The following is a 12233-nucleotide window of genomic DNA, read 5'->3' on the forward strand; positions in this document are numbered from 1 at the left end:
TCAATCATTAGTATGTCTCTTAGCAAAACAAAAAAAATAGTATTCAAAATCTTCAATAAACTGTACAAAAACCATCCTTTAAATTAGGTGTCCTACGCATTCGGAAATTTATGGATAGGAAACAGGTTAGGTCTCATGTTCACTGGCAAAAATCACGGGAGTACCAAATGTACATGCAATTTTATAAACTCATCATCGGACTATTTATCAGCACAACTCTCTTTTTTGGTACAGGAGAGATAGAAGCTCAGTTCATTACACCTGTTAAAAAAGAAACACCAGAACCACAGAATCCGCCACCCGCTCCACCACAGGTATCACCTCCTCAGGAACCAACGAAAGAAACTCCAGTTGTTCCAGAAGAACCAGCCGAGTATGTAAGTCCCATGAAAGGGAATCTATCGGGGGAATATTTCCGAAGTTTTCAGATCACAAATAAACAAAAAAAGGCCATCCAAGAAAACAAAAGTTTATGGTTTGCCGATCGTTTCCGTGTGGGATTTGGATTACGTCCCAAAGCAGATTCCTTGTACAATACCGATTTCGATCGTTCAACTGCGGATAACAGAAATACGGTGACGAACCAAACTCAATTTTATTTGGTAGGAGACGTATCACCTAACATTACCTTTAAACTTACCTTCCAAGATGTAAGGTTATGGGGAGGTGAAATCACGACTGGTTCGGCGGATCAAAAACTTGGTGTGATTTCAAATGTGGGAACAACAATTGATACAACTAAACAGAGAGAATTTGCTTTAAACAATTTTACTGGATTTAGAGAAGCATTTTTGGACCTTAAAACCACAAACCAAATGTTTCGTGTGAGAACCGGACGTCAAATTTTAGACTTTGGTGATGGTAGGATCCTTGGTGCACGGAATGATAGTTTGAATGGTAACTCGTTTGATGCTGTACGAACAACCCTAACTATCCAAAAACAAACGTTAGATGTGTTTGGTGCCATCGTAAGTTCCGAAAACAATGCAAATAGTATGGTTTCCAATAATTCAACTAGGTTAAATGGCCCAGGGAATGCATCTTATTATGGCGTACATTATGGTGTCAAACCTTGGGAATGGTTGGGTATAGAAGTTTATAACTTTACATTATACAAACAAAGGTTAAAGGCAACCAATACAACTCCCTATGGATCTGAAATTTATTACCGTGATCCTGACCAACTGAATACAACGGGATTTCGATTAACCAATCGTACAAAAAGTAATTCATTACCGAAAGAAACAGGGATTGACTGGATGGTGGAAGCGGCTTGGCAAACTGGATTTAATGGCGAAAGAGTATCCCCCGATTGGATCAACCAAAACGGTGCATTAAAATCCAATAAAACAACTGGTGCCCCTCCTCCTTTTTCTGATCCGGTTCGTTATAAGGCAAATATCGTAGCGGCGCAGTTAGGTTACACTCCTGTAAAAGAATTTAGAATTGGGATTCAATATGTACAAGCTTCTGGAGATCCAAATCGAAACGATGGAAGTGTTGCCACATACAACCCTTTATTTGCAACAAGAAGGATGGCGGGAGGTGCTATTCCTTTCGCAGGAAATGGAAATTCGGGTTTAGTATTTTGGCAAAATATCAAAGATTATTCCATTCATATCAAATACGAATCACCGACTTGGGGAACCTTTATCATCAACCCTCACTGGTACTACAAAACGAAATTACAAGATGGTTATTATGAAAACAATAACTATGTGGCAGGAAGTAAGGCAACAGGTGAAACCGCATCTACGGAAGATTTTTATAACACAGAAGCTTACAATCCGAATCGACCAAAACTGGGAAAACATGTTGCTACTGAAATCAATTTGATTTATATCATTACCCCATTTGAAAACGTATCCTTTTGGTTTGGAGCAAGTTCACTTTATGCTGGAGACGCGATTCGAAACCAAAAAAACAATCCTTACCAGGCTGATCCCTACCATAGGTATGATTTCAAACCAAATGCAAGTTTTTTTACATTTCAAACTGTATTTGCTATTTAAAAATCGTTACAATTTGGGATTTGGATGGAATCCATCCAGGATTAAGTCCAACCCAAATTCAAAATTATGTTTTCCATTGTATTTCTTAGTTGCCACATCTTTTGTTAGTTGGTAAAAGTATGGCAACTGATCTTTTGGGATCATTGGTAAGTATTCACTCGCTTTTTCCGAATACTCTTCTGTTTTAAATGGAAAATTCAATTCCTGTAATAAAAAACCATAGATATGTGCATCAATGGCATTGATCATTTGGTCTGCTTGTTTATAAGAAAATCCTGCTTTCACCAAACAACCTAAGGTATCATTAAAATATTGGAGTAAATTTTCTCCTACATTCACTCTTGAAACAAGTAACATAGTCAACCATGGATGTAAAAGGAGGATTTTTCGCACAGATTTTGCACGTTTTTTCATTTCCTTTCTCCAATTGCCACCTATCTTTGGAAAGGCGAAATGTTTTACACAATCCTCAACCATCCCGTCTAACAACTCATCTTTATTTTGAATATGATTGTATAAAGACATGGCTTCAACACCTAACAGATTTGCCAAATTTCTCATGGACAGGGAATTGATCCCTTTTTTGTCTGCAAAAGAGATTGATGTCTCAATCAAAAGTTCTTTCGAAAGTGACTTCTTCGGTTTTTGAATCTTTTTTTGAAAAGTCAAACCACTGATCTCCCTTTTTCATTTTAGTTGATATAACAAATTTTAATCTACCTTTATCATAAAATCCACTACTTATTAAAATTTTCATCGCTTCACTGGAAATATATTTTCTTGACAGACTTACACTGTAAGTTATTTTCATCGGAAGGAGTTTTCCCATTGAGAGTCATCACAAATAGAAAATATGGACCACCAGAAGTATTAAAACTAGAAGAATGGGAAATCCCAATACCAAAAGAAAATCAAATATTGATCCGGATTGTGAATACTACAGTCAATTCTGCTGACTGGAGACTCCGAAAACCAGATCCAAAAGTAGTGCGTTTGTTTTTTGGAATCTTCAAACCTAGATCTGTTATATTAGGCATTAGTTATTCTGGAATCGTTGAAGCTGTTGGCAAAAAGGTTACAAAATTCCAGGTTGGAGATAAAGTCCTCGGTTCACCAGGAATGAATATGGGAACGTATGCTGAATATATTTGTGTATCTGAAAAATCCACGATCACAAAATTTACATCTGGAATTGGTTTTGCAGAAGGAGCAACTCTTTCTTTTGGCGGTCTCACTGCCATTGATTTCCTTCAAAAATGTAATGTGCATACCAAACAAACAATCCTCATCTATGGTGCATCAAGTGCTGTGGGAACATCTGCAATTCAAATTGCAAAACATTTTGGAGCAATTGTTACAACTGTTTGCAGTAAAGAAAATATACCACTCGTAAAATCATTAGGGGCAAACGAATCCATTGATTATGATCAATTTTTTTCACTACCTGATACCAACAAATATGATATTGTATTTGAATGCGTTGGTAAAACTACGATTGATAAAAATTTAAAACATTTAAAGGAAGGTGGTAATTTAGTTTTAGTAGGAGCTACGTTTCGCCAAATGTGGGATGCGTTTTGTTTATCTCTTTTTAAGAGAAAAAAAATTCACTTTGGTCCCATTAAAGAAACATTAGAGAACCTAAATTTCCTTGTTTCCCTTGCCAACCTTGGCAAATACAAAACCTACATTGATCGGCATTATCCTTTAGAAGAAATGGTAGCGGCTCACCACTATGTAGAAGCTGGTCATAAAAAAGGGAATGTTGTGATTGATGTCACTAAAGGTTGAACTTGAAATTTGTAATCCCACCTAATGCAATTTAGGTAGGATTACAACCAAATCAATTGATCTTTGCTTGAGTATGGTTTTCCTGTTTTTTATTTCCACCGAATGTCAAATCAGTATACACTCGATCTGATTTACATACCTTCACATTTGCTGCAGTCGAACAAGAAGCTGTTCCTGAGATTTTGCATCCTTTGGCTTCACAAGCTTTGCGGTCTTTTCCTCGACATTGTTGGCATCCATTTGTGCTTCCATTCCCACACAAAAAACAATCCTCAGCGAAGATTGCCGTTGATGAAAACAATACTATCAAGGCAAAACTAAACGTGACCAATGTTCTCATATATTCTCCTACTTTCCCACCAACTGGTAGAGAAGAAGGGAAATTCTATACATTCGAAATATTTTGACAAACCTAATTTTTATTTTGGTACAGTTGGAATCACATAAAATAAAATCGCAAAAAAATGACAAATGCTCCCTGATAGAACGAAGAGATGCCAAATTGCGTGGTTCATTGGCAGACGGTCCCATAGATAAAAAATCACACCAAACGTATAACTAAGTCCACCGGCGACTAACCAAGACATTCCACCTACTCCAATGGCAGCTCGGATATCTTTTATCACGAAAATGGCAAGCCAACCCATAATGATATAAACCGCCACACGAAGCCCACTATACTTTCCAGGGAACAATAATAATAAAATAACCCCAATGAGTGCAAGGATCCAAATCAAACCAAATAAAACCCAACCCCATTCAGAATTCTCACGCAAACTAACAAGCGTAAATGGAGTATAAGTGCCAGCGATTAATAGATAAATGGATGCGTGATCGATCACTTTAAATACTTTTTTTGTCGCTGTATGGTATATACCGTGATAAAGAGTAGAAGCTAAGTATAAAATGATTAGTGTTGCTCCATAAATGGCAGAACTTACGATATGCCATATATTTCCATATAATACTGCCATGGTTAATAACAAAGAAAGACCAGCAATGCTTAAGCCCCCTCCAATTCCATGTGTCACTGCATTTGCAATTTCATGACCAATCGAATATTCATGAACCGTATCAATCAGTTCTTTCATTGGATGAAGGTTTTCCTCACTTGCAGATTTTGTTTCAGAAATGGGCTGAGGATTGGTTCTATTTTTTTTCGAATTCACATTCGAAGTAGAAATAGTCTTTTGATTCGAAATTGTTTTAGATGTTGGTTTTTGTTTTTTAGGAGAAGGTTTCTGTTTTGCTTTCGCTTTTTTGGCTTTCATTCGTTTTGACTGCTTGTATCACACTCTTATTTTATAAGAAGGTCAATCGAAAGAAAGGTTTCAAAAAAATGATGGAATGGGAAGAAATTGGTTTCCTTTTGCCATTTTGAATTGTTTGAAATTTAAAAACGACAGAATAACGGGTATTCGGATTTCATTCTAATGGAGAACCGTTTCTCTCATTGTTTCCCCTTTGGAAAATTCAATAAGAAACAATTAAACGATCCTCCACATAAATGTTCTAGATTACTCTGAATCTTTGGCTTCGTCTTTTTCTTTCCCTTGTTTTTTCTTTTCTTTGGCTTTATCCTTCATTTTCTCTTTTTGGTCCATCCGTTTCTCTTTTAATTCTTCCATAGAAACAGAACCGTCACCATCTTTGTCCAATTCTTGGAAAAAACCATCATGGAATTTTTGCCATTCTTCTTTTGACACTTTTTTATCATCATTGGTGTCCATCTTTTTAAAATGTTCACCAGCCATAGGATGTTTTCCTTTACCATCATGGTCATGGGCAAATACGGAACTTGTCACAAGGAAAGCGAGACAAACGAATAAGCTTAGAATTTTTTTCATAGAAAAACCTCAGCTGAATTGTTAAACCATTTCTGGAACAAGTCAACACCTTCATGAAATTTTTATGATATTCCTTTTTTTAAAATGATTCTATTTTTTTGATTTCTGAACGACAATTGTTTGTTTATGCTTTTTATAATTTAGTCATCGGCATTCGAAATGAACCTCAAAAAATCTTCCATCCAACTCATTCTTATTGCTCTCACTGTCGCTAACTCGAACATTCATTCGGAACCACCGAAGATTGAAATTTGTCCGAAACCCATTTTAGATCGGGAGTGGCAAATCCTAACGAACGTAGAAACAGAATTTGATCAAAATCTGTTATGCGGGTATGTAAATGAAATTGCTTCCGAAGACAGTGAATTCCATTCCTTTCTCATCGAAAGGCATGGGAAAATCGTAACTGAAGTATACAATACAAGACCCGATCACCCATTTAACAAACGCTATGGAACCAGGTTCCCATTTGACGGGGAAACTCAGTTTGATGCAAATACATTACATGATGTAAGGTCTGTTAGCAAATCCGTTGTTTCTCTTCTTTTTGGCATTGCGATCGATAAAAAAATAATCGATGGAGTGGATGATTCAGTACTTTCAAACTATCAAGAATTACAAATTCCAAAAAATGATCCCAAACAAAATATTACTTGGAAACACCTTCTAACGATGAGTAGTGGCCTTGATTGGGAAGAATGGAGGTATGGATTTTTATTCAGTGATGAAACACGACTTCTTTGGAAAAAAGACCTAACCAAATTCTTTTTTGAAAGGGACTTAATCCATACACCAGGATCTAACTTCAATTATAATGGAGGAGGAACGTCTGTTCTTTCTGATCTTCTAACTAAAAAAACAAACAAATCCTTAAAAGAATTAGCGAAAGAATGGTTATTCAATCCTTTAGAAATCCAAAACTTTGAATGGGTAGAAGATAGAAATGGAAGAGCACTTGCCCATGCAGGCCTCAGGTTAAAACCAAGGGATATGTTAAAATTGGGGAGATTGGTCTTAAATGGAGGAAGTTGGAAAGGAAAACAGATTGTCTCAAAACAATGGTTAAGTGATTCTTTCAAAAAACAAATCAATTCGCAGGTTAAAATATTCCGTAAGGATGGAAATCCCCTATTCTACGGATACCACTGGTGGCTTGGAGAAACCATTTTGGTAGAGAAAAAAATTCCTTGGTCAGTTGCACTTGGGAATGGCGGGCAACTCATTTTCGCCTTCCCTAGTTTCGATATGGTCATTGTCACAACCACTGGCGGTTATGGAGATCCGACTACCATCCAAAGGATATTGGAGGTAGTCGAAAAAATTCTAACCACCGTTAAGTGAAAAGATTCTATCCATTGAATCAATCAAAATATTGGATTCGATACAGGCAAGACTGAGCAGTAGCAGCACTATCAATTACATAAGCACGGCAATCTTTTTGCCAAATTTCTTTGGTATCTGCATCTTTAATTTTTGAAATTGATTTTTCATATAACAAACTACAAAGGTATCTTGCCATTTGAATCATTAAGTTTTCTGCAACTGTTTCTTTTTTTACTTCTTCTTGGATGTTTCGCATCACTCGAATTGATTCTTCCAATACACGTTCTTGTTCTAATAAAAAAGTAGATGGGGATACAATCTCTGCTTTAAGTGAATTGAGATACTTTCTAAAATTTCCATCACCTGCCATTCCTGCAAGGATTGCACCTGTTGCGATTCGCACATGGATTTGTGAAGTTCCTTCGTAAATGGTATTGATCCTTGAATCACGAAACATTCTGGAAATATCATAGTCTTCCGTATAACCAGCACCACCAAATACCTGTACCGCGATACTTGTATTTTTATGGCCTTCTTCAGAACTATAATATTTTGCGATAGGAGTCAAAATGGAAGCAAGTGTAGACCAGTATTTTACTTTTTCATCCTTTCTGATGTCACGATCTGGTTTTCCTTGTTTTTCTAGGCGAATCTGATGGTGTTGGTACATATCAATCACACGAGCGGTCTCAAGCGTCAGAAGTCGCATAGCATTCGTTTCGCGTTTGATTTTATGCACCATCTCATAGACAGCGGGAATCTCATAAATTGGTTTTCCGAATTGGTTCCTTTCATTTGCATACTTCAGGGACTCATAATAAGCCGCAGCTCCTCCACCACAACCACCAGAGGCACTTACAAGTCTCATAAAATTTGTCATTCCAGCAGTATAACGAGTGAGACCTAATCCTTCCTCTCCCAAAATTTCACCGTAACTATTATCATAAACAATCTCACAAGTTGGTGATCCATGGAGACCCATCTTTTTCTCGATACCAGCAACGGAGATGTCAGAACTTTTGACTAAAAAAACAGAAAGTCCACGAGCACCACCATCAGGTTTTCCCGTTCTTGCAAGTGTCAAAAGAAGTGCTGGATACTCACCAAGACCACATCCTTGCGAAATAAATCGTTTTGTTCCTGTTAAACGATAACTTCCATCCTCTTGTTTTACGGCGACTGTCCTAACACTATTTAAGTCCGATCCAAAATCTGGTTCTGTGAGTGACATTGCAAACAAACACTCACCCGTTGCAGCTTTGGTAGCATATGTTTCAATTTGTTCTTCTGTTCCAAACCTAGATACAATTTGTGCTAAATTTAAGAGTGTGGTTGTCATACAAAAAGCAACATCCGCACGAGCCATAATCATCGCATAAAATGCACCAACGGTTGCAGGGAAATTCAATCCACCTGCTTCTCTTGGAAGTGAATAACCCATAAGTCCCGTACTACGAAATTTTTCATAAATTTCTACATTTTCTTTTGGGAAAATTACTTTTCCATTTTCATACTTTAATTCGTTTCGATCCATAATTTGAGATTTTTGAGAGACATCTTTGCCAAAAAAATCTCCCATTGCATCCAAACTGGAAGTGTATAATTCCATAGCTTCTTCTAAGGAAGAAGGTGCCATTTCGTATCGATTATTTTTGGTTTCATTATAAACTTTATGGTCAATAAAACCATCACCTTCTGTTTCTTTTACAATTGATTCCCAATCAATGAGTTGGTTATAAATTAATTGTAGGTCTTTATCATCTGAAAAATAGTTATTTGCGATCATATTTGTTTCCTTAAATGTTATAAGCTGCTTCTAGTCCTTCGAAAAATGCTCGTTTTGCATCGATGTTCTTAGCATCCTTTGCTCCACCGATTAAAATGATTTTTTGGTTTTGAGATTGTTTTACGTATTGTTCATACAATGAATCTTCTTTTTCCTGACCAACACATAAGATGATCGAATCACAAGGATATAAAAACTCTTCTCCATTTTTAAATACAACAACAAGTCCCTCTTTTGTGACTTCCTTATATGTTAAACCTTGGAAAAACTCAACCCCTTCTGATTCTAACTCTTGTTTTAATGCCCAGAATGTGGTTGGGCCTAATCCTGCGCCATGTTTTCCATTCCTACGAAAAACTCCTACCTTTCGTTTTGCTTTTGCAGTTTGGATCACAGCATTTGTAAATGAATTTATATTGTATTTTTGATTGTATGATTCAATTGTCGGATCATTTTCTTCTGTTAAACGATGAGCAACGTCTACTCCAATTCCACCACCACCAATCACTGCAACCGCTTTTCCAGGAACAAATTTACCTGTTAAGTAATCTGCATAACTTCCATGAGGTAATAAATCTAATCCTTTTAAATGAAATTCACGTGGGATTACTCCACTTGCAAAGATAACTACATCCGAGTTTTTTGCTTTGATGTTTTCGATTGTTGCTTCGGTGTTTAAATGAATTTTGACTCCAATCGCATTCAGTTCATTTTTGAAATAACGAATGGTTTCATTAAACTCTGATTTTCCTGGAATATGTGATGCCAATTGGAACTGACCTCCAATTTGGTCTCTTTTTTCAAAGATGGTAACATCATGCCCTAATTCTTTTGCCACTCTTGCGGCTTCCAATCCAGCAGGTCCTGTTCCAATCACTAAAACGTTTTTTGGGTTAGTTGTTTTTTTGAAGTTATACTTATCTTCATTCATTGCCACAGGATTTACAATACAAGAAACATGTTTTTCTTGGAATGCATGGTCGAGGCATGCTTGATTACAAGCAACACAAGTATTAATTCGTGCAGAGTTTCCATTTGATAATTTTTGAACAATAGATGGATCAGCTAAAAACGGTCTTGCCATTGAAATCATATCCACACTTTGTTCGGAAAATACTTGTTCAATTGTGGATGCATCATTTACACGATTGGAAGCAATGATCGGCACACCTGGAGTTTGTTCTTTGATACGACGTGCGATGGGAACCCAAGCTCCTCTTGGTACAAGTTGGCTAATGGTAGGGATTCTAGACTCATGCCATCCAATTCCAATATTCAGAGCGGTAACTTTTTCATCACGTAGGGCATTTGATAATCCGATCACTTCTTCGAAACTAGGATTCCCTGGTATCAGATCTATGCCTGACATTCGGAAAATAATCGGGAATCCTTCGGGAAGATTTTTTTTAACGACACGTAATACTTCGATCGAAAAGTTCATTCGGCGTTTGGCATCACCACCAAAATAATCATCACGGTGATTTGTCACTGGTGAAAAAAATTGATTTAATAAATAACCTTCACTCCCCATAATTTCCACAGCACCAAACCCTACTTCATGAGCGATTTTTGCGGAACGTCCAAAATCTTCGATGGTTCTCCAACATTCGTCTTCTGTTAACGCTCTTGGCACATAACGATTAATTGGTGCTCTTATGGCAGATGGAGCAACACAGTTTCGGTCAAATGCATATCGACCAGCATGAAATAACTGCGCACACATTACCCCTTTTCCTTTTAGGGCTTCGTTGAGTAGTTTGAGTTCATTTGCATGGAGTGGGTCTAAAAATTGAAAAAATGATTTTGATCCCTTCCCTTCTTCATTGACACTAATTCCGCCAGTGACAATCATTCCGACTCCACCATCAAAACGTTTGCCATAAAAGGTAGCCATTCTATGAGCAACTCCAGTCTCTCCTTCCACGCCTAAGTGCATAGAACCCATTAAAAATCGATTGGGTACTGTCACATTTCCTAGTTGGATCGGTGTAAAGGCTGTATTCATAAAACTCCCTCAGAAAACGAATTAATTTACCATCGGTAATATATTCAAATTTAGAAACAAGTATTAAATTACCAACGGTAAATAACTGGTAGTCATAAGATGGAAAACAATCCAAAATGGCAAAAAATGGTAGCAAAAAAACGAAAAGCGAAAGCTAAAACCATCACAAGGGTTGGCCGCCCCAACAAAATGAACAGCGTTAATGTTCGTGAGGCACTGATCCAAGCGGGTGTTGCATTATTAGAAACTACTTCTCTGGAAGAAATTTCCTTACGAAAGGTTGCTGCAAAGGCAGGTGTCAGCCATGTAGCAAGTTACCATCATTTCGAAAACAAACATGCGTTATTTTCTGCAATTGCAGAGATTGGTTTTCAAAAATACTTTGAATCCTATCAAAAGGAATTAGAAAAAACAGAACAAGACTTCAAAGGTCGTTACCGAGCACTTGGTTGGACTTATTTTCAATTCATCATGAATAATCGTCAATTCGCAAGGATTATGTTTGGTGGTATGGGAGTTGAATCTAACCTCAATCCCACTTTGTCTTCTGTCTCAAGAAGAACCTATCGCCAATTACACGAAATCATCAGAATGGGACAAAACCTAGGTCATTTAGAAAAGGGACAAACAAGAGAAAAAACCTTAGCTTCCTGGGCAATGATCCACGGAATTGCTATGTTGTTCTTGGAAGGTCGATTACAAATGAAAAATGATCTAAACGAGATGGAAAAGTTTATCCAAACTGTTACTGAATATGCATATAATGGAATGAAAACTTAATTATTTTCTTGGTTCACAAACTTCAGGAAAATAGTTTAATAAGTAGGATATTGTGGCTTTTTTTGCTTCTGCCACCATCCATGGAGTAAAGTCTCCGTAGGTGCGATAAGAGAGTTTTAACAAAGAATCAGGAATCGAAATAGCGACACCAAATATTTGGTCTAAGTTATCTAAATTTGGTAAAAGGAATCGATCAATTAAACCTTGTTTGGTGAGATTTGCCAATTTTACATCTAACTCTTGACCAACTAATCTCATATCAGGATTACTCATTCTATACCCATAGATTAACCGAGGGAAGGCGATCTCAGAATTTGTTACTTCGATGGCAACATCAATGGATCTTTCAATGTATTCTTTCCATGTTTTGAAAGTTTCCTTTTTTAAGGCAGTGAGTTTTTCAACCATACCTTCTGAATGTAACAATCGGATTCCATGGAAAATTGCCTCAACATTCGGGAAAAAATGGTAAGCGGAAGGCCTCGGAATTTTGGCTTTTTTGCAGATATCCGCAAAACTAATCTCTTCTGGTTTTTTTTCTTTTAAGAGTTCAAAAGCAATAGATAACAATTGGGCACGTCGATTTCTTCCTTGTTTACTTGTGAATTTAAACGGCCTTGAAGCAAGGTCAGGAGAGAGGGACGCGTCTACCAATTTATCCATAGTACGATCATCTCTCGGAATCTCAC

The 12233-nt window shown here is 37.0% G+C and carries 11 protein-coding genes; 4 read left to right on the forward strand and 7 right to left on the reverse strand.

Annotation, left to right across the window (positions count from 1 at the left end; translation table 11 throughout):
* Positions 1-167 precede the first annotated feature (167 nt).
* Positions 168-2012: an alginate export family protein gene (locus ND812_RS14945; RefSeq protein WP_265376225.1), complete on the forward strand. Its 1845-nt coding sequence runs from the start codon at positions 168-170 to the stop codon at positions 2010-2012.
* 6 nt (positions 2013-2018) lie between these two features.
* Here the strand turns inward: ND812_RS14945 and ND812_RS14950 are convergent, their stop codons facing one another.
* Positions 2019-2681, reverse strand: a complete 663-nt coding sequence (locus tag ND812_RS14950; protein ID WP_265376174.1) for a TetR/AcrR family transcriptional regulator C-terminal domain-containing protein — start codon at positions 2679-2681, stop codon at positions 2019-2021.
* Between the two features lie 111 nt (positions 2682-2792).
* Here ND812_RS14950 and ND812_RS14955 point away from each other — a divergent pair, with 111 nt between their 5' ends.
* A complete protein-coding gene (locus ND812_RS14955; RefSeq protein ID WP_265376175.1) occupies positions 2793-3803 on the forward strand; it encodes an NAD(P)-dependent alcohol dehydrogenase in 1011 nt (336 codons plus the stop codon).
* 52 nt (positions 3804-3855) lie between these two features.
* Here ND812_RS14955 and ND812_RS14960 read toward each other — a convergent pair whose 3' ends face one another.
* From ND812_RS14960 to ND812_RS14970, 3 genes are all read right to left on the reverse strand, one after another.
* A complete protein-coding gene (locus ND812_RS14960; RefSeq protein ID WP_265376176.1) occupies positions 3856-4143 on the reverse strand; it encodes a hypothetical protein in 288 nt (95 codons plus the stop codon).
* Between the two features lie 79 nt (positions 4144-4222).
* The gene (gene trhA, locus ND812_RS14965; protein ID WP_407658570.1) at positions 4223-4894 is read right to left on the reverse strand and encodes a PAQR family membrane homeostasis protein TrhA; all 672 of its coding nucleotides are present in this window, start codon (positions 4892-4894) and stop codon (positions 4223-4225) included.
* 426 nt (positions 4895-5320) lie between these two features.
* On the reverse strand, positions 5321-5650 hold the full coding sequence (locus ND812_RS14970) for an EF-hand domain-containing protein (protein WP_265376178.1): 330 nt from the start codon (positions 5648-5650) through the stop codon (positions 5321-5323).
* A gap of 159 nt (positions 5651-5809) precedes the next feature.
* On the opposite strand from ND812_RS14970, the gene ND812_RS14975 reads away from it, so the two are divergent.
* A complete protein-coding gene (locus ND812_RS14975; protein ID WP_265376179.1) occupies positions 5810-6991 on the forward strand; it encodes a serine hydrolase domain-containing protein in 1182 nt (393 codons plus the stop codon).
* Positions 6992-7010: 19 nt separating this feature from the next.
* Here ND812_RS14975 and ND812_RS14980 read toward each other — a convergent pair whose 3' ends face one another.
* Both ND812_RS14980 and ND812_RS14985 read right to left on the reverse strand, forming a co-directional pair.
* The gene (locus ND812_RS14980; RefSeq protein WP_265376180.1) at positions 7011-8759 is read right to left on the reverse strand and encodes an acyl-CoA dehydrogenase family protein; all 1749 of its coding nucleotides are present in this window, start codon (positions 8757-8759) and stop codon (positions 7011-7013) included.
* 10 nt (positions 8760-8769) lie between these two features.
* Positions 8770-10764, reverse strand: coding sequence for an NADPH-dependent 2,4-dienoyl-CoA reductase (locus ND812_RS14985; RefSeq protein ID WP_265376181.1), 1995 nt, complete (start codon positions 10762-10764; stop codon positions 8770-8772).
* Between the two features lie 126 nt (positions 10765-10890).
* Between ND812_RS14985 and ND812_RS14990 the strand changes: the two genes are divergently transcribed.
* Complete coding sequence (locus ND812_RS14990; RefSeq protein WP_265376226.1) at positions 10891-11544, forward strand: TetR/AcrR family transcriptional regulator; 654 nt, start codon at positions 10891-10893, stop codon at positions 11542-11544.
* Here the strand turns inward: ND812_RS14990 and ND812_RS14995 are convergent, their stop codons facing one another.
* Positions 11545-12207, reverse strand: coding sequence for a TetR/AcrR family transcriptional regulator (locus ND812_RS14995; protein WP_265376182.1), 663 nt, complete (start codon positions 12205-12207; stop codon positions 11545-11547).
* Positions 12208-12233: the final 26 nt, after the last annotated feature.

Origin of the sequence: Leptospira limi (assembly GCF_026151395.1) — a bacterium.
Taxonomy (GTDB): domain Bacteria; phylum Spirochaetota; class Leptospiria; order Leptospirales; family Leptospiraceae; genus Leptospira_A; species Leptospira_A limi.

Excerpts from the sequence above, each read along its gene's own strand:
- ND812_RS14945 (WP_265376225.1), top strand. The coding sequence starts at position 168 with ATGTACATGCAATTTTATAAACTCATCATCGGACTATTTATCAGCACA.
- ND812_RS14990 (WP_265376226.1), top strand. The coding sequence starts at position 10,891 with ATGGTAGCAAAAAAACGAAAAGCGAAAGCTAAAACCATCACAAGGGTT.
- ND812_RS14975 (WP_265376179.1), top strand. The coding sequence starts at position 5,810 with ATGAACCTCAAAAAATCTTCCATCCAACTCATTCTTATTGCTCTCACT.
- ND812_RS14980 (WP_265376180.1), bottom strand. The coding sequence starts at position 8,759 with ATGATCGCAAATAACTATTTTTCAGATGATAAAGACCTACAATTAATT.
- ND812_RS14960 (WP_265376176.1), bottom strand. The coding sequence starts at position 4,143 with ATGAGAACATTGGTCACGTTTAGTTTTGCCTTGATAGTATTGTTTTCA.
- ND812_RS14985 (WP_265376181.1), bottom strand. The coding sequence starts at position 10,764 with ATGAATACAGCCTTTACACCGATCCAACTAGGAAATGTGACAGTACCC.
- ND812_RS14970 (WP_265376178.1), bottom strand. The coding sequence starts at position 5,650 with ATGAAAAAAATTCTAAGCTTATTCGTTTGTCTCGCTTTCCTTGTGACA.
- ND812_RS14995 (WP_265376182.1), bottom strand. The coding sequence starts at position 12,207 with ATGGATAAATTGGTAGACGCGTCCCTCTCTCCTGACCTTGCTTCAAGG.
- trhA (WP_407658570.1), bottom strand. The coding sequence starts at position 4,894 with ATGAAAGAACTGATTGATACGGTTCATGAATATTCGATTGGTCATGAA.